The organism is Streptomyces sp. UC4497 (assembly GCF_054871485.1).
On record NZ_JBTYHB010000008.1, the window covers coordinates 45,153 to 66,429 of the forward strand.

17 protein-coding genes are annotated in these 21,277 nt (G+C 71.7%); 11 read left to right on the forward strand and 6 right to left on the reverse strand.

Translation table 11 applies throughout. From position 1 onward, the window contains the following. The first annotated feature begins 259 nt into the window (after positions 1-259). Entirely contained in the window at positions 260-1,768 is a 1,509-nt protein-coding gene (locus ACYSUO_RS13450) for an acyl-CoA synthetase (RefSeq protein WP_461776301.1), read from the forward strand. 27 nt (positions 1,769-1,795) lie between these two features. On the opposite strand, the gene paaK is transcribed toward ACYSUO_RS13450, so the two are convergent. Both paaK and ACYSUO_RS13460 read right to left on the reverse strand, forming a co-directional pair. Next, entirely contained in the window at positions 1,796-3,097 is a 1,302-nt protein-coding gene (paaK, locus tag ACYSUO_RS13455) for a phenylacetate--CoA ligase PaaK (RefSeq protein WP_461776302.1), read from the reverse strand. A 108-nt stretch (positions 3,098-3,205) separates the two neighbouring features. Further along, positions 3,206-3,994: a GNAT family N-acetyltransferase gene (locus ACYSUO_RS13460; protein WP_461776303.1), complete on the reverse strand. Its 789-nt coding sequence runs from the start codon at positions 3,992-3,994 to the stop codon at positions 3,206-3,208. Positions 3,995-4,080: 86 nt separating this feature from the next. Between ACYSUO_RS13460 and ACYSUO_RS13465 the strand changes: the two genes are divergently transcribed. Beyond that, positions 4,081-4,470, forward strand: a complete 390-nt coding sequence (locus tag ACYSUO_RS13465; RefSeq protein ID WP_461776304.1) for a VOC family protein — start codon at positions 4,081-4,083, stop codon at positions 4,468-4,470. Between the two features lie 22 nt (positions 4,471-4,492). On the opposite strand, the gene ACYSUO_RS13470 is transcribed toward ACYSUO_RS13465, so the two are convergent. Continuing rightward, positions 4,493-6,112: an acyl-CoA synthetase gene (locus ACYSUO_RS13470; protein WP_461776305.1), complete on the reverse strand. Its 1,620-nt coding sequence runs from the start codon at positions 6,110-6,112 to the stop codon at positions 4,493-4,495. 199 nt (positions 6,113-6,311) lie between these two features. Here ACYSUO_RS13470 and ACYSUO_RS13475 point away from each other — a divergent pair, with 199 nt between their 5' ends. The 6 genes from ACYSUO_RS13475 to ACYSUO_RS13500 all read left to right on the forward strand — a co-directional run bounded on the left by ACYSUO_RS13475 (position 6,312) and on the right by ACYSUO_RS13500 (position 11,756). Then, positions 6,312-7,112 carry a crotonase/enoyl-CoA hydratase family protein gene (locus ACYSUO_RS13475; protein ID WP_461776306.1) on the forward strand — a complete coding sequence of 267 codons (801 nt, stop codon included), beginning with the start codon at positions 6,312-6,314 and terminating at the stop codon, positions 7,110-7,112. A 55-nt stretch (positions 7,113-7,167) separates the two neighbouring features. Continuing rightward, positions 7,168-8,130, forward strand: a complete 963-nt coding sequence (locus ACYSUO_RS13480; RefSeq protein WP_461776307.1) for a Zn-ribbon domain-containing OB-fold protein — start codon at positions 7,168-7,170, stop codon at positions 8,128-8,130. Next, a complete protein-coding gene (locus ACYSUO_RS13485; RefSeq protein WP_461776308.1) occupies positions 8,130-9,188 on the forward strand; it encodes a thiolase domain-containing protein in 1,059 nt (352 codons plus the stop codon). Before ACYSUO_RS13480 ends, ACYSUO_RS13485 begins: the two co-directional genes overlap by 1 nt. Before the next feature lie 11 nt (positions 9,189-9,199). After that, positions 9,200-10,366, forward strand: coding sequence for a thiolase domain-containing protein (locus ACYSUO_RS13490; RefSeq protein ID WP_461776516.1), 1,167 nt, complete (start codon positions 9,200-9,202; stop codon positions 10,364-10,366). Between the two features lie 94 nt (positions 10,367-10,460). Next, a complete protein-coding gene (locus tag ACYSUO_RS13495) occupies positions 10,461-10,703 on the forward strand; it encodes a DUF397 domain-containing protein (protein ID WP_327658884.1) in 243 nt (80 codons plus the stop codon). 144 nt (positions 10,704-10,847) lie between these two features. After that, complete coding sequence (locus ACYSUO_RS13500; RefSeq protein ID WP_461776309.1) at positions 10,848-11,756, forward strand: universal stress protein; 909 nt, start codon at positions 10,848-10,850, stop codon at positions 11,754-11,756. A 46-nt stretch (positions 11,757-11,802) separates the two neighbouring features. Here ACYSUO_RS13500 and ACYSUO_RS13505 read toward each other — a convergent pair whose 3' ends face one another. Then, a complete protein-coding gene (locus ACYSUO_RS13505) occupies positions 11,803-12,525 on the reverse strand; it encodes a leucine-rich repeat domain-containing protein (protein ID WP_461776310.1) in 723 nt (240 codons plus the stop codon). Between the two features lie 148 nt (positions 12,526-12,673). Between ACYSUO_RS13505 and ACYSUO_RS13510 the strand changes: the two genes are divergently transcribed. Both ACYSUO_RS13510 and ACYSUO_RS13515 read left to right on the forward strand, forming a co-directional pair. Next, positions 12,674-15,556: an ATP-binding protein gene (locus ACYSUO_RS13510; protein ID WP_461776311.1), complete on the forward strand. Its 2,883-nt coding sequence runs from the start codon at positions 12,674-12,676 to the stop codon at positions 15,554-15,556. Positions 15,557-15,636: 80 nt separating this feature from the next. After that, positions 15,637-16,134: a hypothetical protein gene (locus ACYSUO_RS13515; protein WP_266724986.1), complete on the forward strand. Its 498-nt coding sequence runs from the start codon at positions 15,637-15,639 to the stop codon at positions 16,132-16,134. 27 nt (positions 16,135-16,161) lie between these two features. On the opposite strand, the gene ACYSUO_RS13520 is transcribed toward ACYSUO_RS13515, so the two are convergent. Together ACYSUO_RS13520 and ACYSUO_RS13525 are read right to left on the reverse strand one after the other, a co-directional pair. Further along, positions 16,162-18,096 carry an N-acetylmuramoyl-L-alanine amidase gene (locus ACYSUO_RS13520; protein ID WP_461776517.1) on the reverse strand — a complete coding sequence of 645 codons (1,935 nt, stop codon included), beginning with the start codon at positions 18,094-18,096 and terminating at the stop codon, positions 16,162-16,164. 249 nt (positions 18,097-18,345) lie between these two features. Further along, positions 18,346-19,500: an aminoglycoside phosphotransferase family protein gene (locus ACYSUO_RS13525; protein ID WP_461776312.1), complete on the reverse strand. Its 1,155-nt coding sequence runs from the start codon at positions 19,498-19,500 to the stop codon at positions 18,346-18,348. Between the two features lie 233 nt (positions 19,501-19,733). On the opposite strand from ACYSUO_RS13525, the gene ACYSUO_RS13530 reads away from it, so the two are divergent. Next, complete coding sequence (locus ACYSUO_RS13530; RefSeq protein WP_461776313.1) at positions 19,734-21,233, forward strand: DNA-binding protein NsdB; 1,500 nt, start codon at positions 19,734-19,736, stop codon at positions 21,231-21,233. The last annotated feature ends 44 nt before the right edge of the window (positions 21,234-21,277 follow it).

Below are 21,277 nucleotides of genomic sequence, written 5' to 3' on the forward strand. Positions count from 1 at the left end.
GCGGAGCCCGTACCGGAAGTCGGCCCTGAGCCGAGACCGGGCATGTCCGGTACCGGACATGCCCGGCGATGAGGGCCGCTGACACCGAGGCGAGCAGGCACCCGGCGTCAGCGGCGAAGGGGATCAGCGGGCGAGGTGGAACCCGCTGCCTCACTCCTCCCTTCGCCCCGAACGGCCGGATCGGATGCACCGCATCGGTCGTTCGACCCGCCGCGTCCGCCGCCTTGACCCGGCGCCCGTCACCGCACAGGATCACGCCATGACGAGGTCACCTGCCGCCGAAGCCGCCAGCAGCACCGTCGACGGAGTCCTGCGCCGCAGCGCCCGCCGCACCCCGGAGCGCGTCGCCCTGCGCTACGGGCCGCGCTCCTGGACGTACGGGGAGCTGGACGACGCCGTGTCCCGCGCGGCCGGCGCCCTGCGCGCCGAGGGCCTCGCGCCGGGCGACCGGGTCGGCGCCTACGGGCACAACTCGGACGCGTACCTGATCGGCTTCCTGGCCTGCGCCCGCGCGGGCCTCGTGCACGTCCCGGTCAACCAGAACCTGACCGGCGAGGACCTCGTGTACATCGTGCGCCAGTCCGGCGCCTCGCTCGTCCTCGCCGACCCCGACATCGCGGACCGCCTCCCCGGCGACGTGCCCGTGCTGCCGCTGCGCGACGCGGACGACACCCTGCTCACACGGCTGGCGGCCAGCGCCCCGTACGACGGGGAGTCGCCGGACGCCGACGACCTGGCGCAACTGCTCTACACGTCCGGGACCACCGCACTGCCCAAGGGCGCCCGGATGACGCACCGCGCGCTCGTCCACGAGTACGTGAGCGCCATCCACGCGCTCGACCTCAAGGAGACGGACCGGCCGGTGCACGCGCTGCCGCTCTACCACTCGGCGCAGATGCACGTGTTCCTGCTGCCGTACCTGGCGGTGGGCGCCACCAACACGATCCTCGACGCGCCGGCCGCCGACCGGGTCTTCGACCTCGTGGAGGCGGGGGAGGCGGACAGCCTGTTCGCGCCGCCGACGGTGTGGATCGGGCTCTCCCAGCACCCCGAGTTCGCCGCCCGCGACCTGAGCGGGCTGCGCAAGGCGTACTACGGCGCCTCGATCATGCCGGTCCCTGTGCTCGAACGGCTGCGGGCCCGGCTGCCGGGACTCGCCTTCTACAACTGCTTCGGGCAGAGCGAGATCGGCCCGCTCGCCACCGTCCTCGGACCCGACGAGCACGAGGGGCGGATGGACTCGTGCGGGCGTCCTGTGCTGTTCGTCGAGGCGAAGGTCGTCGACGACGAGGGCAAGGACGTGCCCGACGGCACACCCGGCGAGGTCGTCTACCGCTCCCCGCAGCTGTGCGACGGCTACTGGGACAAGCCGGAGGAGACCGAACAGGCCTTCCGGGACGGCTGGTTCAGGTCCGGAGACCTCGCGGTGCGCGACAGCGAGGGCTACTTCACCGTCGTGGACCGGGTGAAGGACGTCATCAACTCCGGCGGCGTGCTCGTCGCCTCACGCCAGGTCGAGGACGCTCTCTACACCCACCCGGCCGTCGCCGAGACCGCCGTCGTCGGACTGCCCGACGAGCGCTGGATCGAGGCGGTCACGGCGGTCGTGGTGCGGTCCGCCGACGTCACGGAGGAGGATCTGATCACCCACGCGCGCGAGCAGCTCGCCCACTTCAAGGCGCCCAAGAGGGTCGTCTTCGTGGACGAACTCCCGCGCAACGCGAGCGGCAAGATCCTCAAGCGGGAGCTGCGGGACCGGTTCGCATGACGGAGCGGGGGAGTGGCGCAGCCCCGCTCAGGACTTCCGCTCGTCCACGATCCGCTTGATCTTGCCCACCGACCGCTCGAGCGACTCCGGCTCCACGATCTCCACGGACACCGACACCCCCACCCCGTCCTTCATCCCGGCCGCGATGGCGCGCGCCGCAGTCTCCCGCTCCTGGGGCGTCGCGTCGGGCCGGGCCTCGGCGCGTACGGTGAGCGCGTCCATGCGGCCCTCGCGGGTGAGGCGGAGCTGGAAGTGCGGGGCGACGCCGGGGGTGCGCAGCACGATCTCCTCGACCTGCGTCGGGAACAGGTTCACGCCCCGCAGGATCACCATGTCGTCACTGCGCCCGGTGATCTTCTCCATGCGCCGGAACGCCGGCCGCGCCGTCCCCGGCAGCAGCCGCGTCAGGTCCCGCGTCCGGTACCGCACCACCGGCATCGCCTGTTTGGTCAGCGAGGTGAAGACCAGCTCGCCGTGCTCGCCCTCCGGCAGCACCTCACCCGTGATCGGGTCGACGATCTCCGGGTAGAACTGGTCCTCCCAGATGTGCAGCCCGTCCTTCGTCTCCACGCACTCCTGGGCCACGCCGGGACCCATGACCTCCGACAGACCGTAGATGTCGACCGCGTCGATCCCCGCCCGCTCCTCGATCTCGCGCCGCATCTCCTCGGTCCACGGCTCCGCGCCGAAGATGCCGACCTTCAAGGAGCTGGTGCGCGGATCGACGCCCTGGCGCTCGAACTCGTCGAGGAGCGTGAGCATGTACGAGGGCGTCACCATGATGATCTCGGGCTTCAGGTCCAGGATCAGCCGCACCTGGCGCGACGTCATGCCACCGGACGCCGGAATCACCGTGCACCCGAGCCGCTCCGCCCCGTAGTGCGCGCCCAGCCCGCCGGTGAACAGGCCGTACCCGTACGCCACATGGACCTTGTGCCCCGGCCTGCCGCCCGCCGCGCGGATCGCCCGCGCCACCATGTCCGACCACATCGACAGGTCGGCCTCGGTGTACCCGACGACCGTGGGCAGCCCCGTCGTGCCGCTCGACGCGTGCAGGCGCCGCACCTCGGACTGCTCCACGGCGAACATCCCGAAGGGATAGTTGTCCCGCAGGTCCGCCTTGGTCGTGAACGGGAAGCGCCCCAGGTCCGCCAGGGCATGGCAGTCCTCGGGCCGCACCCCCGCCTTGTCGAACGCCTCGCGGTAGAACGGCACCCGCTCGTACACCCGGTGCAGCGTCCCGCGCAGCCGCTCCAGCTGCAGCGCGCGCAGCTCGTCCGCGCCGAGCCGCTCGCCCTCGTCCCGCCAGTCCGTCGCCATCGACGCCATCGCACGCACTCCCGAAACTCCCGACCGATCATTCGGTTGCCCTGCTGTCGATCAGTAATTCAAGGAGTGCCCGCGCTCGTCAAGACATGCGACGCGCCGGTTCCGGTGTCAGCGGCCGGCCGGGGGCTCCCAGACGTACGGCGTGGTGGTCCCGAGTGCCACGAACCCCAGGCGTTCCAGGATCGGCCGGCTGTACGGCGTCGCGTCCACCTGGACGTACGCGAAGCCGCGCTCGGCGGCGATGCGGACGCGGAACGCGACGAGCGACCGGTAGATCCCGCGGCCACGCCACTCGGGCACCGTGCCGCCGCCCCACAGGCTCGCGAAGGCCGTCCCCGGGTGCAGCTCCATGCGGGCGGCGCTCACCGGCTCGTCGCCGTGCAGCGCCACGACCGCGGGGACGGTGGCCGGGTCCTGGGCCAGCTGGGTCCTGAGCTGGTGACCGATGGCCGAGCGGCCGGATTCGAAGGCCAGCTCGTGCACCCGCTCCACCAGCTCGACCCGCGACTCGTCGGTGACCGGGAGCAGCCGGATCCCTTCGGGTGGCGCGGTGTCGACAGGCAGCGCGGCCGTCTCCGCGACGAGCAGTGTCTCCGGCACCTCCGGTACGAACCCGGCGGCCTCGAGCCGGTCGGGAAGGTCGGAGGGGCGGTCGTGCGCGTACGTCTTCCACTCGAACTCCCGGCCCAAGTCGCCGAAGAAGCGGACCTGTTCGGCGATCGCGGCGTCGGCCGAATCCTCGTCGAGGCCCGACCACAGCACCCCGTTCCACCCCGCCGCCGGGCCGACGTGGCGCACCACGTCGCCGATCCGCTCGACCCGCGCCCCGGGCTCGTCGGGCTGCGCCTCGCGCCGCATCTGCTGATCGAACAGGTCCCTGACCTTCGCATGATTCATGCGCGAACTTCAGCACCGGGACGACGGCCGGGCAACCGAGATAAATCCGGCCGCGCGCCATGGAACACCCTTGCTATGGTGCGCCGATGACATCGATCAAGAAGGTCCAGATCACCTTCGACTGTGCGGAGCCCGTACGGGTCGCCCGCTTCTGGTGCGAGGTGCTCGGATACGTCATGCCGCCCGGGGCCGACGAGGACGAGACATGGTCCGCCTGCGCCGACCCCAAGGGCGAGGGGCCGCGCTTCTTCTTCCAGCGCGTTCCGGAGGGGAAGGTCGTCAAGAACCGGGTGCACGTCGACGTGCGGGCCGGGGCTGGCCTCGTCGGCGACGAGCGGCTCGCGGTGCTCGAAGCCGAGGCCGAGCGCCTGTACAAGCTCGGCGCGACCCACGTCCTGACGCAACGCGCCGACGAGGAGAACGAGTCCTGCATCACGCTGCAGGACATCGAGGGCAACGAGTTCTGCCTCGACTGAGCACGAGCCACGCGGAGGGGGCCTACGCGTTCCCCTCCGCGGCCACGGACCGCGCCCACCGGTAGTCCGCCTTCCCGCTCGGCGAGCGCTGGATGCTGTCCGTCACCACCAGCTGCCGGGGAATCTTGTAACCGGCGAGATGGCTGCGGCAGTGCCTCTGGACGGTGTCCAGGGTCAGCGGTTCCGCGCCGTCCATGAGCTGGACCACCGCCGCCACATGGTTGCCCCACTTCTCGTCCGGCACACCGGCCACCAGCGCGTCGTAGATGTCCGGGTGGGACTTGAGTGCCTGCTCGACCTCCTCCGGGTACACCTTCTCGCCGCCCGTGTTGATGCACTGCGAGCCGCGTCCGAGGACCGTGACGATGCCCTGCTCGTCGACCGTCGCCATGTCGCCGAGCAGCACCCAGCGCTCCTCGCCCTTCTGGAAGAACGTCTCGGCGGTTTTCGCGGGGTCGTTGTAGTAGCCGAGCGGTACGTGCCCGCGCTGCGCGATCCGCCCCACCTCGCCGACCGCGACCGGCTCGTACGTCGCCGGGTCCACCACCTGCGTACGGGAGTTGACCTGGACGTGGAAGCCGGATCCCGCGCCCGAGTCGGCCGTCGCCGTGCCGTTGAAGCCGGACTCGGACGAGCCGAAGTTGTTGAGCAGCATGGTGTTCGGCACCAGCTCCTGGAACTGGGCGCGCACCGTGTCCGACATGATCGCGCCCGAGGACGAGACACTGAACATCGACGAGCAGTCCGTGCCCTTCAACGGCCCCTTGAGCGCGTCGATGAGCGGGCGCAGCATCGCGTCGCCCACCAGGGACATGCTCGTCACCTTCTCCTTCTCGATGGTGCGCAGCACCTCCTCCGGGGCGAACTTGCGGTGGATGACGACGCGTTGGCCGAAGTTGAAGCCGATGAAGGCCGTGAGGGTCGACGTGCCGTGCATCAGCGGGGGAGTGGGAAAGAACGTGATGCCGTCGCCGCCGGCCGCCACCCGCTCGGCCAGCTCCTCGGGCCGTGACACCGGCTCACCCGTGGGCGCGCCACCACCCAACCCGGCGAAGAACAGGTCCTCCTGACGCCACATCACCCCCTTCGGCATGCCCGTGGTGCCACCGGTGTAGATGATGAACTGGTCGTCGGGGGAGCGCGGCGGGAAGCCGCGCTCGGGGGAGGACTGCGCGGTCGCCTCCTCGAAGTCCACCGCCTTCAGCGGCGGCGCGTCCGCCTCGGGCGCGCCCACCCGCACCAGGTGGCGCAGCTTCTCGGCACGCGGCAGCGCCGCCGCCACGCGCGGCGTGAACTCCGTGTCGAAGACGAGGGCCGCGAGATCCGCGTCCTGGTAGAGGTAGGCCAACTCCTCTTCCACGTAGCGGTAGTTCACGTTCACCGGGACGGCCCGCGCCTTGACGCAGCCGAGCGCCGTCTGCAGGTACTCGATGCCGTTGTAGAGGTGCAGGCCCACATGCTCGCCGGGGCGTATCCCGGCCGCGATCAGGTGGTGGGCGACCCGGTTGGCCGCCGCGTCCAGTTGCGCGTAGGTGAGCCGGCGCTCCGCGCCCGTACCGGGATGATCCACGTAGACGAGCGCCTCGCGGTCGGGGACCACGTCGACGACCGACTCGAACAGGTCGGCAAGGTTGTACTCCACCGCGCTCCTCCTGATCCAGATGATCCAGGGCCGGATGTCTCCCGGGCGCCTCCTGGCCGTCATCAGAACAGAACCGGGAGTAAGGGGGAAGGGCCTCCGCACAAGAAAACTGACTGAGTGTCAGAAAACTCTTGAACTGGCACGTGCCCTCCTGCAACCTGTTCCAGGTCCGAGGCTGCGGCTGACTGGAGGACCCCTCATGGGTGGGACCGAACATCTCGACGTCCGGCGCGAGGGCGCCACGCTCGTACTCACGCTCAACAGGCCGGAGGCCAAGAACGCGCTGTCCCTGCCGATGCTCGTCGGCCTCTACGACGGGTGGCTGGAGGCCGACGCCGACGACTCGATCCGCTCCATCGTGCTCACCGGGGCGGGTGGTGTGTTCTGCGCCGGCATGGACCTCAAGGCACTCGCGGGCAAGGGGATGGAGGGCGAGCACTACCGGGACCGCCTCAAGGCCGACCCCGACCTGCACTGGAAGGCGATGCTGCGCCACCACCGGCCGCGCAAGCCCGTCATCGCGGCGGTCGAGGGGCACTGCGTCGCGGGCGGCACCGAGATCCTTCAGGGCACGGACATCCGGGTGGCGGGGGAGTCGGCGACGTTCGGGCTCTTCGAGGTCAAGCGCGGTCTGTTCCCCATCGGTGGCTCGACGGTGCGGCTGCCGCGCCAGGTTCCCCGTACCCACGCCCTGGAGATGCTGCTGACCGGGCGGCCCTACCCGGCGCCGGAGGCCGCGGCGATCGGGCTCGTCGGACGTGTGGTGCCCGACGGCACCGCGCTCGAGACGGCGCTGGAGATCGCCGAACAGATCAACGCATGCGGCCCGTTGGCCGTCGAGGCGGTCAAGGCGTCCGTCTACGAGACCGCCGAGATGACCGAAACGGACGGTCTCGCCTCGGAGTTGAAGCGCGGCTGGCCCATCTTCGACACCGCCGACGCGAAGGAGGGCGCCCGCGCGTTCGCGGAGAAGCGACCGGCCGAGTTCCGGCGCGAGTGAGGCCCACCGCCATGACCACCCCTTGCCCCGCCCGCCCCTACGTCAAGGAGGCCTCATGACATCCACCGCCAGGCCGGAGGTGCTGCGCGCGCCGTTGGTCGTGGAGTTCCCGTTCACCCGCTCCCTCGGCCCCGTCCAGTCCGCCTTCCTCAGCGGTCTGCGCGACCGCACCGTCCTCGGCGTGCGGACCGGCGAAGGGAAGGTCCTGGTGCCGCCGGTCGAGTACGACCCCGTGACCGCCGAGGAGATCCGCGACCTCGTCGAGGTCGGCGCCACCGGCACCGTCACCACCTGGGCCTGGAACCCCGAGCCGCGGCGCGGCCAGCCCCTCGACACCCCCTTCGCCTGGGTCCTCGTCCAGCTGGACGGCGCCGACACCGCCCTGCTGCACGCCCTCGACGCCCCGGGCCCCGACGCCGTGCACTCCGGCATGCGCGTGCGCGTCCGCTGGGCCGAGGAACGCGAGGGCGCCATCACGGACATCGCATGCTTCGAGCCGTACGAGGGCGACGACACGCCCTCCCAACCGGCGCCCCACAGTGGCGAGTTCGAGGACGCCGTCACCGGCATCGTCGCCCACGCCCGCCTCGACTACACCTACAGCCCCGGCGCCGCCCAGACCCGCTACATCAACGCCCTCGCGGAGCGCCGCACCGTCGGCGAGCGCTGCCCCTCCTGCCGCAAGGTCTACATCCCGCCGCGCGGCGCCTGCCCCACCTGCGGCGTCGCCACCGGGGAAGCGGTCGAGGTCGGGCCCGCGGGCACCGTCACCACGTACTGCATCGTGAACATCAAGGCGAAGAACCTCGACATCGAAGTCCCGTACGTCTACGCCCACATCGCCCTCGACGGCGCCGACCTCGCCCTGCACGGCCGCATCGCGGGCATCCCGTACGACCAGGTGCGCATGGGGCTGCGCGTCGAACCCGTGTGGACGGAGGGCGGGCGCTATCCGGACCACTACCGGCCCACCGGTGAACCCGACGCCGATTACGACACGTACAGGGAGATGATCTGATGCGGCCGCCGATCCGGGACATCGCCGTCGTCGCCTTCGGGCAGACCGACCACACACGTACCTCCGACGAACAGTCGGAGGTCGAGATGCTGATGCCCGTCCTGCACCAGGTCCTCGACGCCACGGGCCTGAAGACCAGCGACATCGGGTTCACCTGCTCGGGATCGAGCGACTACCTCGCAGGGCGCGCCTTCTCGTTCACCATGGCGCTCGACGGCGTCGGCGCCTGGCCGCCGATCTCCGAGTCCCACGTCGAGATGGACGGCGCGTGGGCCCTGTACGAGGCGTGGACCAAGCTGCTGACCGGTGAGGCCGACACCGCGCTCGTCTACTCCTACGGGAAGTCCTCACCGGGCTCCGTACGTGACGTCCTGACGCGTCAGCTCGACCCGTACTACGTCGCCCCGCTGTGGCCCGACTCCGTCGCGCTCGCCGCCCTCCAGGCGCAGGCGCTGATCGACGGGGGACACACCGACGAGCCCGCGCTCGCCGGGGTCGCCGCCCGCAGCCGGGAGTCCGCCTCGGGCAATCCGCACGCCCAGCTGCGCGGGAGCGTGCCGCACGGCGATTACGTCGTAAATCCGCTGCGGACCGGGGACTGCCCGCCGATCGGGGACGGCGCCGCGGCCGTGATCCTCGCCGCGGGCGACCGCGCCAGGGAACTGTGCGAGCGGCCCGCCTGGATCCGCGGCATCGACCACCGCATCGAGGCACACAGCCTCGGGGTGCGCGACCTCACCGACTCGCCCTCCGCGCGGCTCGCCGCCGAGAACGCCGGGGCCTTCGAACGGCCCGTGGACACCGCCGAGTTGCACGCCCCGTTCACCTCGCAGGAGGTCGTCCTGCGCCGCGCCCTGAGCCTCGGCGACGACGTCGACATCAACCCGTCCGGCGGCGCGCTCGCCGCCAACCCCGTGATGGCCGCCGGGCTCATCCGCATCGGCGAGGCCGCCGCCCGCATCCACGGCGGGAGCTCCCGGCGCGCCCTCGCCCACGCCACCTCCGGGCCCTGCCTCCAGCAGAACCTGGTCGCCGTACTCGAAGGGGAGGACCAGTGATGAGCAAGGCCGTGTCGAAAGAGCCGGTGGCGGTCGTCGGGATCGGGCAGACCAAGCACGTCGCCGCCCGCCGGGACGTGTCGATCGCGGGCCTCGTCCGCGAGGCGGCCCAACGCGCCCTGGACGACGCCGAGTTGACGTGGGCCGACATCGACGCCGTCGTCATCGGCAAGGCGCCCGACTTCTTCGAGGGCGTCATGATGCCGGAGCTGTACCTCGCGGACGCGCTCGGCGCCGTCGGCAAACCGATGCTCCGCGTGCACACCGCGGGATCCGTGGGCGGCTCCACCGCGCTCGTCGCCGCCAACCTCGTCGCGGCCCGCGTCCACGGCACCGTACTCACCCTCGCCTTCGAAAAGCAGTCGGAATCCAACGCGATGTGGGGACTCTCGCTGCCCATCCCGTTCCAGCAGCCGCTGCTCGCGGGCGCCGGCGGCTTCTTCGCCCCGCACGTGCGCGCGTACATGCGCAGGACCGGCGCCCCCGACACCGTGGGCTCCGTCGTCGCCTACAAGGACCGGCGCAACGCGCTGAAGAACCCGTACGCCCACCTCCACGAGCACGACATCACCCTGGAGAAGGTCCAGGCCTCGCCGATGCTCTGGGACCCCATCCGCTACTCCGAGACCTGCCCCTCGTCCGACGGCGCCTGCGCGATGGTCCTCACCGACCGCGCGGGGGCGGCCCGCTCCTCGAAGCCGCCCGCCTGGGTGCACGGCGGCGCCATGCGCAGCGAACCGACCCTCCACGCGGGCAAGGACTTCGTCTCCCCGCAGGCCGGCAAGGACTGCGCCGCCGACGTGTACCGACAGGCCGGGATCGCCGACCCGCGCCGCGAGATCGACGCCGTCGAGATGTACGTGCCGTTCTCCTGGTACGAGCCGATGTGGCTGGAGAACCTCGGGTTCGCGGACGAGGGCGAGGGCTGGAAGCTCACCGAATCCGGTGTCACGGAGCTCGACGGGGACCTCCCCGTCAACATGTCGGGCGGCGTCCTGTCCACCAACCCCATCGGCGCCTCCGGGATGATCCGCTTCGCCGAAGCGGCGCTCCAGGTGCGCGGTCAGGCCGGGGAACACCAGGTCGAGGGCGCACGGAAGGTCCTCGGGCACGCCTACGGAGGCGGCTCGCAGTTCTTCTCCATGTGGCTCGTCGGCGCCGAACAGCCCACCCGATGAACGCGCGTTGACCTTCATCCCTTTCGCGGCCTGTGCGCGGCACGTACCGATCGCTAGGCTGGCGCACGGACGACGAACCGGGAGGAGCACGGACGTGGCCGAGAGCACCATCGACCAGCACCCGCTCATGGGGTGGCAGAAGCCGGACCTGGACCTCAGCAAAGCGGATTGGCGGTCCAGCAGCGGGGGCCAGGGCGATGTCCAGATCGCCTTTGTCGAGGGCTTCATCGCGATGCGCAACGGCGGACACCCAGAGAGCCCGTCCCTGATCTTCACGCCGGCCGAGTGGGGGGCGTTCGTGAGCGGTGCCCGAGAGGGCGAGTTCGACCTCACGTAGTCGCTTTCGCGGCTCTTTTCCTACGCGGTTCCGACACAGGACCAACGGCCCTGTCCTGTGGCCCCGGCATTTGCGAGCCTGGCCACAGGAACAGCCGGTCAATGAGGGCGCGGCGACGCGCCCGGTGTCGGAGGCGAAGAGATCATGGCAACACCGCACCACCTGCCCGTCCTCGCCGCGGTGGACGGCTCCGACGGCAGCCGCCGCGCCCTGGAATGGGCGCTCGCCGAGGCGGTCCGACGCGGCGCCGAGCTTCGTGTCGTACACGTACAGCAGTACGCGCCGTTCCTCCAGGCCGAGGTGCTCGTGGCGGACTTCGACGAGGAGCCCGAGAACGACACGGTCCTCGCGGAGCTGCGCAAGGACCTGGAGGGGCGCGAGGGGCTGCCGCCACTCGAGTTCATCAGCCGGGTCGGTCTGCCGGCCGTGGTGCTGTCCGAGATGAGCGCCGAGGCCCAGCTCCTGGTCGTCGGCTCGCGCGGGCGCGGCGGCTTCGCCGGCCTGGTGCTCGGCTCGAACAGTGTGTCGGCGGCGCGCGACGCGGCCTGCCCGGTCGTCGTGGTGCCGCCTCCGGGGCGCGAGGTGCACGGCGACGCGGAGGTGCCGCCTGGGCCGCGCGTTGTTGTCGGGCTCAAGGCGGACGCGCCGGACCACACGACGCTGGCCTTCGCGTTCGCGCACGCGGCCCGCACGGGTGCCCGGCTCCAGGTCCTCGTCGCCTATCCGTGGCCGGTCCTGGCGTGGACGGCGTACGGGGACTTCACGCCCACGGCCGTCGACCAGGAGGCGACGGAGCGCGACACGCTTCGAGTGGCCGATGAGACTCTCGCGGAGCTACGGGACTCTCACCCTAAAGTTGAGGTTGAGGTGTTGGTGGTGCCGGGCGACGCGGCGGGCCATCTCGTCGAGAACTCGCGCGACGCGGAACTGGTCGTCGTCGGCCGCCACCGCCGCCGCCTCACCCGCCCCGCCCCGATGCTCGGCTCGGTCACGCACGCGGCCCTGCTGCACGCGGCCGGCCCTGTCGCGGTGGTGCCGCCCGAGAACGACTGAGCCCATACGGCCGCGTCCCGGTCAGCGCCACACGACACAGCCGCGCTCAGCGCAGCACGACACAGCCGCGCCCGGTCAGCTCGTCGAGCAGGCCGGGCGCGAGCCGCACCTCGTTCCAGCGCAGGTCGAGCTTCTCCAGGCAGGGCAGCTCCGCGACCCACCCCGGCACCTCGCGCAGCCGATTGCCGCGCAGATCGAGCCGGCGCAGGCGAGGAAGAGCCCGCAGCGCCTCGGGCACGACGGTGAACGCGTTGTCCCGCAGCTCCACCTCCCGCAGCTCCGCCAGATCGCCTACGGACGCTGGAAGCGCGGTCAGTCGGTTGCCGCGCAGCCACAGCTCCCGGAGTGAGGTGAGCCCGCCGATGCCGTCCGGCAGCGCGTCGAGCCGGTTGTGCTGAGCGCGCAGCTCCACGAGACCGGTCATCGCGCCGAGCGTGGAGTGCAGCGCCGTCAGCCGGTTCTCGCCGACATTCAGATACGCGAGCCGGTCGAGGGCGCCGAGCGATTCCGGTAGTTCGGTGAGCCGGTTGTCGTGCAGATACAGGAAACGGCTCAGGCCGGTGAGGTCGCCGAGTTCCGCCGGGACCGAGGTGAGCAGGTTGTGCCCGAGGTCGAGGGTGTGCAGGCGCGTCAGCGTGCCGATGCGTCCGGAGAGGTGTGTGAGCCGATTGTCGGCGAGCAGCAGCACCTCCAGCTCGGGATGCCGCCACACCTCCTCGGGCACCGCGCCCAGGCCGCCCCGCCAGTGGTCGAGCACCGTCCCGTTCATGACGCCTTACCCTAACCGCACCGGAACCGCAAACCGCACCGGTTTTCGTACCGAGAATGACGCATCACGCTCCGGCGGGGGCGCCCCGGCGTACGCTGAGGTTCCTGGAAACCGCGGCGCGCGACCGTGCCGCGGGTGGGGGTGCGCCATGGTGCGGAGCGATGGCCGGGGCAGGCGGAAGCTGTTCGAGCGGGACAGTGAACTCGCCGTCGTGGACGTGGCGTTGGACGAGCTGACCGGACTCCCGAGGGATGGCGGAGAGCCCCCGGACCGGCCGCACGGCGCGCTGCTCGCCGTCGCCGCGACCGCCGGACTCGGCAAGACCAGCCTCCTCGCCGAAGTGCGCCGCAAGGCCGCCGCCAAGGGCTGCACCGTCCTGTACGCACGCGGCGGTGACCAGGAGCAGGGCGTCGCCTTCCACGTCGCGCGCCAGCTCCTCCAGCCACGCCTCGCGGGCGCCTCCGCCGCCGAGCTTCGCGCCACGCTGGGCAGTTGGTACGCGATCGTCGGCCCCGCCCTCGGCCTCTGCGCCCCCACCGAAGGCGCGCCGCCCGACCCACAGGGCCTGCGCGACGGCCTCGACTGGGTGCTCACCCACCTCGCCGTGCAACAGGCCCCCATGGTCCTCGTCCTCGACGACGCCCACTGGGCCGACCCGGAGTCCCTGAGCTGGCTCGCCGCGTTCGCCCCGCGCTCCGAGGAACTGCCGCTCCTGCTCGTCGTCGCCTACCGGCCGGAAGAACTGCCGGACCACGCCGAGGCCCTGCGCGGCCTGCCGGGCCGCTCGGGCCGGCGCGCCCTCGGACTCGAACCCCTCAGCGCCTCCGCCATCGCCGGCCTCGTCCGCGAATCCCTCGGCGGCCACGCCGACGACGCGTTCTGCCGCGAATGCTGGGCCGTCACCGCCGGCAACCCCTTCGAAGCGGTCGAGCTGACCGCGAAGGTGCGCGACCGCGGCCTCGTCCCCACCGAGACCGGCGCCCACCTGCTGCGCGACCTCGCTGCCGCGGCCAAGGGCAGCGGCCTCGTCGCCCGCATCGAACGCCTCGGCGCCTCCACCGTCCGCTACGCCTGGGCCTGCGCCGTGCTCGGCACCGAGATCGCGCCCGAACTCGCGGCGAACGTCGCCGGGTTGGGCCCGGAAGAGGCCGCCGACGCCACCGACAGGCTCAGGGCGGCGCGCGTACTCAAGGGCGCGGACCCGCTCGAATTCGTCCACCCGCTGATCGCCACCGCGGTCTACCGCGCCATCCCCGGCGGCATCCGCGTGGCCCTGCACGGACAGGCCGCCTGGACCGTCCTCGACGCGGGACTCGGCCCCATCGCCGCCGCCCGGCACCTCCTGGAGACCCACCCCGAGGGCGACCCCTGGGTCGTACGGCAGCTGCGCGCCGCCGCCGCCGAGACCGTCCGCGCGGGCGCCCCCGACGCCGCCCGCCGCTACCTCGCCCGCGCCCTGCGCGAACCCCCGGCCTTCGACGACCGCGCCGCCGTCCTCTACGAACTCGGCAGCGCCTCCCTGCTCACCGAGCCCGCCACCACCGTCAACCACCTGCGAGCCGCCCTCGAGGAACCCATCACCGACCCGGCCCTGCGCCACGGCATCGTCTACCGCCTCTCCCAAGTCCTCGCCCACACCGACCGCCTTGCCGAGGCCTCGGAGACGCTCGCCCGCGAGATCCGCGTCACCGACGACCCGCGCGTACGCCTGCGCATGCAGGCCGAACAGTTCATGTGGGACGCCTTCCGCGCCGACGAACCCGACTCCCCGGCCCGCTCCCGACGCCTCGCCAAACTCGCCGACCGGCTCACCGGCCGCGACCTCACCGAGCGCTACCTCATCGGCCTGCGCACCTGGGACGCCACCCTGCGCGGCGAGCCCGCCGACACGGCGATCCGGCACGCCGAGCGGGCCCTGGCCGGCGGCCTGCGCTGGGCCGCGGACGAGGACCGCGGCTTCGAGGTCCCCGTCCTCGTCGCCATGGCCTTCCTCTACGCCGACCGGCCGGGCCGCACCGAGGAACTCTTCGTCGAGGGCATCGCCGACTTCGAGCAGGCGGGCTGGCGCGGCGCCCACCTCTCCTTCGCGTACACGCTCCTCGGCTACATCCGCTACCGGCGCGGGCGGCTCGCGGAGGCCGAGGACTTCGTGCGCGCGGGCCTGCGCCTCGCCCGGCGCGTCGGGCCCGGCACCCCCGCCCACTGGTACGCCGTCGGCACCCTCGTCGAGGTGCTGCTCGCGCGCGGCCGGGCCCCCGAGGCCAAGGAGGTGGCGGACGAGCACGCCTTCGGACCGCCGTTCCCCGCTGCCGTCGTCTTCCCCGACGCACAGACCGTGTACGGAGAACTCCTCCTCGCGCTCGGCCGCACCGAGGACGCCGTCGAGGAGCTCGCCGCGGCGGGCCGCCGCCTCGACCCGCGCGGCATGCGCAACCCCGCGTGGTGCCCCTGGCAGCTGCACCTCGCCCGCGCCGAGGCGCCCGACGCGCCCGAGCGGGCCCGGGCGCTCGCCGAGGACGCCGTCGAGCGGGCCCGGCACTACGGGGCTCCGTCCACCGTGGGCCAGGCCCTGCGCGTCGTGGCCGAGGTCTCCACCGGTACCGAGCGCGCCAAGCTCCTGGAGGAGTCCGTCGCCCACCTGGAGCGCTCACCCGCGGGCTACGAGCTGGCCTGCTCCCTCGTCGCCCTCGGCGCGGAACAGCGCCGCAAGGGCCGCTCCAAGGAAGCGGCGGACCACCTCTACCGGGGGCTCGACACGGCGATCGGCTGCGGCGCCGACGGCCTGGCGCAGCAGGCCCGGGACGAGCTGGCAGCGGCGGGCCTGCGACCGCGGCCCCTGCACGGCGCGGTCACGGACACCCTCACCGCGCGTGAGCGGGCGGCGGCGTCCGGCGCGGCGCGCGGCTCCTGCCCCACGGAGATCGCGCGGGACCTCCACACGGACGAGCCCACGGTCGTCCGACTGCTGTCGTCCGTCTACCGCAAGCTGGGCACGGACGCGAAGGGGCTGGCGGCGGCGCTGGGGGAGTAGGCCACCGCTGTGCGCCCCATGCAGCGAATCGAGGACGACCCGAGCCCGATCCACGCGGAGCGTGGACGTACCATTGCGGCATGTCCTTCCTCCGCCGCCGCGCTGCGACCCCCGCGGGTCCCGACTTCGACGTCCTGGCCATGGATCCGGGCGACTGGCCGGGCAACCTGGGCGCCGGTCTGCTGCCCGCCCCCGACGGAACCTGCCAGGGTGTCTTCCTGCGCTACGACCTGTTCGGCGGCCGCGGCCCCGCGATGGTCATCGGCAATCTGCCCGAGGGCTCCCCGGCCCGCGAGGTGGACGACGGCGAGATCCCCTTCGAGGTCGCCCAGCTCCTCGTCGCGCTCGAGAACGACGAGGAAGTCACCGTCACCGACGTGGAGGACGTTCCGGTGATGCAGGGCGACAACCTCCTCGTGGTGCGCCGCCTGAAGCTCTCCGAGACGCGGATCTCCTGCGTCCAGTTCGACCGCAGCGACAATGTGCTCGTGACCATCGCGTCCTGGGACCGCCCGATCACGGACGACCTGTACGCGCTGCTCAAGCCGCTGCCGGCGGAGCTGTTCCAGCAGGGCTGAGCAGCACGACGGGTCAGTACCCGGGTCCTACGAGACCTTCGACGGCAGCACCTGCACGTCCGCCGCCCGCACATACGCGACGCGGTGCCCGAACTGGATCTCGTAGTACACGTCCTTGCCCTTGACCACCTTGTGCGACGAGGTGTCGAACGTGGGGGAGTAGAAGTACTCGCCCGTGGTCGTGCCGCCCGTCGCGTAGCGCTGGCCCGACAGCAGCTTGTACGGCAGCGGCGAGATCGCCTGCGGCGTGATGCCCGACGGGTAGGCCTCCTTCTCCGGGTAGGCCCTCCCGTACACCGGGACATCGCTCGCGCCCGGCTTCGGAGTGACCACAAGTCCCTTGGCCGGTACGGCGGTCGGCTGCGCGGACGGGTTCTTGAACCAGGCCTTCTGGCCCAGGTACCAGATGGCCGTCCAGTCGCCCTCGCGGCCCGCGACCGCGTACTGCTGGCCCGCGGAGACTCGCGACGCCATGTCGTTGACGTCGATCGTCGAGGGGTCGCCATTGGGACGCAGCCCGATGTCCTTGATCAGCGGGGCGTCCTCGCTGGGCTCCGAGTAGAGACGCACGGCGCTCGAACCGTGCGGCGCGCAGGCCACGCCCGCCTTCTCGCAGCCGGTGAACTTCGGCCGGTTCTCGTCGAATTCGGGGGCGACGGTCACCAGGCCGCCGTTCGGCCCCGCCGTCTGGTGGAACGGCTTGCCCATCAGGGCGAAGTAGTGCGACCAGTCCCAGTACGGGCCCGGGTCCGTGTGCATCGACTTGATGGTGGACGCCGTCGTGCCCGGCACCGTGTCATGACCCAGGATGTGCTGCCGGTCCAGCGGGATGCCGTACTTCTTCGACAAGTACTTCACCAGGCGCGACGACGACCGGTACATCTCCTCCGTGTACCAGGAGTCCGGCTGCGCGAGGAAACCCTCGTGCTCCAGGCCGATCGACTTCGCGTTGACGTACCAGTTGCCCGCGTGCCAGCCGACGTCCTTGTTCTTGATGGACTGCACGATGTGCCCGTCCGTCGAGCGCAGCGAGTAGTGCCACGCCAGATACGTCTTGTCCTGGACCAGCTTGAGCGTCTGCTCCCACGTCGCCTCCGTGTCATGGATGACGATGTAGTCGATGCTCTGGTCCTTCGGACGGTCCGCGAGATCGTGATTGCCGTAGTCGCCGTCGCCGAACTCCTCGTACGGTGCCGGGATCCACTCGCACGACACGGTCTTCGGGCACTCCGTCCCGCCCGCGTCCGCCTTGCGCAGCCCCATCTTCTCAATCTGCGCGGCCTGCGGTTCGGCGTCCGGCCGGGCGCGGAGGGTGACCTCCTGGCCGGCGTCCGTGGTGCGCCGCTCGCCGTCGCGGATCACCGCGAACACATCGTTCGCGTATGTACCGGCCGTCGCGGCGTCGTCCGCGCCGGAGAACGCCGCGACCGCCCCGTACCAGTCGGCGGGCCGGTCGCTGAGCGGCTTGCCGAGCTTCTTCTGGGCGGCCGCGAGAAGAGCGGCGCCGCCCCGCACGTTCGCCGCCGGATCGCTGCGCAGTCGATCCGCCGGCAGTCCGGTGAGCTTCGCCGCGCGCGGCAACGTCCGCAGTCGGGCCGGGAGTTGACCGGTCGGCGGCACGGCCTCCGTGGCCCGGAGCGGGGCCCGCGAGTCGTCACCGCGCGCGTCACCCTCCGCATGACTGTGCGCCGCGACTTTCGACAAGGCGGTGCGCGCGTCCGTCAGATGCATGGGGCCGTAGCCGCCGGTGACGCTCGGCGCCCCGTCGTGCGCGTCCCACCGCGACTGCAGATACGACACACCGAGGAGCACGCTCTGCGGCACCTGGTACTCGGCCGCCGCCGAGGCGAACGCCCCTTGCAGCCGACCCGAAGGTGCCTCGGCCGAGGCACCGGGCGGTGACGCACCGAGCAGCGGCAGCAGCAGCGCCGCCACCCCGATGGTGCCGCCCGCCACCCGCACACCCGCACGGGAACGTCTTTCGCTGAGGAATCGGGACAACGGTGCCTCCTGGGAACGCCGGGTTCGGGATGCCGCGCGGTGCCTGCGGGCCGATGATGGCTCAGTGCTATCGGCCCGCCGACGATCCGTCAATCATGCGGTGCCCAGCGGAGTTTCCCCCGGATTTCCCGCCCGTGCCCATGGCTGCGGACATACGAAGATCCGCGGTGCGCCCTGATGTTCCGGGCGCCCCGCGGATCGTCGTCCCCGTCAGCGAGTGCCGACTGCCGCTCGCACCGCCTTGCGGGCCATATTGCAGTCGTCGTGCAGGCGGCGCAGCAACAGCCGCTGCTCCTCACCGGACGGCGCAGCACCGGCGTGGGCCTGAACCGACGGTGCCGCCGGGGTCTGTTCGTGCAGGGAACGCTGCACGGCCGTCTCGTACGTACGGATCTCCCGTGTCAGTACGAGCATCAGGTTGACCAGGAAGGCGTCGCGTGCCGCGGGCCCGCCGGACTGTGCGAGCTGACTGATCTGACGCCGCGCCACCGGGGCGTCGCCGAGCACGGACCAGAGCGTCGCCAGGTCGTAGCCCGGCAGGTACCAGCCCGCGTGCTCCCAGTCCACGAGCACCGGGCCGGTGGGAGCCAGCAGCACGTTCGACAACAGGGCGTCGCCGTGGCAGAACTGGCCCATGCCGCCGCGGCCCGCGGTGTGCGCGATCCCGTGCAGCAGCTTCTGCAGGTCACCCATGTCCCGGTCCGTGAGCAGACCCAGGTCATGGAAGCGGTTGATCCGCGCCGCGTAGTCCAGTGGGGCGTCGAAGGTGCCCGCCGGCGGCCGCCACTGGTTGACCCGGCAGATCGCGCCGAGCGCGGCGCGCACATCCGCCCGGGGCGGTGCCTCGACCGGGTGGCGCTGCAGGGCCGCCACCCGACCGGGCATCCGCTCGATCACCAGCGTGCCGTTGTCGGGGTCCGCGGCGATGAGCCGGGGCACCCGCACCGGGGGCCGGTGTCGGACGAACGAGCGGTATGCGGCTATCTCGTGCCGGATCCGCGCCGCGTAGGCGGGGGCATGGTCGAGTAAACACTTCGCGACGGCGGTGCTGCGCCCTGTCGTTCCGACGAGGAGCACGGAGCGCGGGGAGCGGCGCAACACCTGCACCGGATGGAACTCCGGGCAGATCCGGTGCACCGACGCGATCGCCGTGCGCAGCTGGGCGCCCTGAGGGCCGGACAAGTCGAGTCTCCCGCTGAGCGGTTGCGTGCCGAGCCCCGGGGCGCGACGCGGCCGGGCGATGCCGTTCAGCGTCGGAGCCGCGGGCCGCGCGGGGTCGAGGTACGGGCCGCTTCCGCCGACCGCCGGACGGGCGGGGCGCAGCGGCCGGGGCGGGGCGGACACGGAGGACGATGCTGCGTACATGGGCGAAACAGATCCCTTCGTGTGCCAGTGAGTGCCTGCGCCGTCCCGGCCCGGCCGATTCGGTACACCCTGGGGAATGCCCTGTGGCGACCGGGTCGGGGTGGCGCACTCCTACCTGACACCAGGCGCCCAAGAGCACAACAGCTGGCGCACCCTGGCGAACCCTGGCGAATAGTCGCCCTGCAACTGACAGAGGGCTACTGTCAATTTCAGCCGAGAACCTGGGGGCTTACGTGAACGGACAACCCAACACCCGTCTGAACGACCTGTTCGGCCTGGCCGGCTGGTCCAAGGGCGAACTCGCGAGACTGGTCAACCGGCAGGCGGCGGCCATGGGCCACGCGCAGCTGGCGACCGACACCTCGCGGGTGCGGCGGTGGATCGACACGGGAGAGATCCCGCGCGATCCGGTGCCGAGGGTGCTGGCGGCGCTGTTCACCGAGCGACTCGGCCGTGTCGTGACCATCGAGGACCTCGGTCTCGTCCGACACGGGCGCGTAGGGAAACGGCAAGGCGGCGGCTTGGAACAACAAGGCCCCGACGGAGTGCCGTGGGCGCCCGAGCGGACAGCGGCGGTCCTCACCGAATTCACGGGAATGGACCTCATGCTCAACCGACGCGGCTTGGTGGGCGCGGGTGCCGCGCTCGCCGCAGGCTCCGCACTCAGCAGCGCCATGCACGACTGGCTGCACACCGACCCGGCCCTCGCGGCCGATGCCCCGAGGGCCAACGATCCGCTGTCCTCTCCGGCCCACGCCGACGCGGCCGGATTCGACCGCTACGAAGCGGCCCCCATCGGGTCCCAGGAGATCGAGGAACTCGAGCGCTCGGTCGAGGTGTTCCGGGCCTGGGACGCATCCCGCGGCGGCGGGTTGCAGCGCAAGGCGGTCGTGGGCCAGCTCAACGAAGTCGGCGGAATGCTCTCCTACCGCCACCCCGACCATCTGCAGCGGCGCCTGTGGGGCGTCGCCGCCAATCTCGCCGTCCTCGCGGGCTGGATGTCCCACGATGTCGGCCTGGAACCCACGGCCCAGAAGTACTTCGTCATCGCCGCGCACGCCGCGCGCGAGGGCGGGGACCGGCCGCGGGCCGGCGAGGCCCTGTCGCGGGCCGCCCGCCAGAAGATCCATCTGGGGGCGCCCGGTGAGGCGCTCGACCTGATGAAGCTCGCCAAGTCCGGCTCCGGCGACCAGGTGTTGCCGCGTACGAAGGCGATGCTCTACACCATCGAGGCCTGGGCACAGGCGTCCATGGGCAAGGGGCAGGCGATGCGCCGCACGCTCGGTCAGGCGGAGGAGCTCTTCGTCTCCGACAAGGGCGATGTGCCGCCGCCGAGTTGGATGCAGATGTTCGACGAGGCGGACCTGCACGGTATGCAGGCCCTCGCCTACCGCACCCTCGCCGAGCACGATCCGTCCGCCGCCGTCATCGCGCAGCAGCATGCCCACGAGGCCCTGGCGCTGCGCGGCGGAGGCCGGGACCGCTCGAACATCTTCGACCATCTGTCGATGGCCTCGGCCTGCTTCATCGCCGACGACCCCGAACAGGCGGACAGGTACGCGCGGTTGGCGCTCAACTCGATGGGCTCCAACTCCTCGCACCGCACCTGGGACCGGCTGCGCGAGATGTACCGGCTCACCGGAACCTACGCGGACTACCCGAAGATCGACGACCTGCGTCAGGAGATCAAGCTGGCGCTGCCGAGGTCGTCGGGCAAGCGGATCCAGGCGTAACCGCCGGCTATCGCCAAAGGGTCGCCGGAGGCACCGGCTCGAAG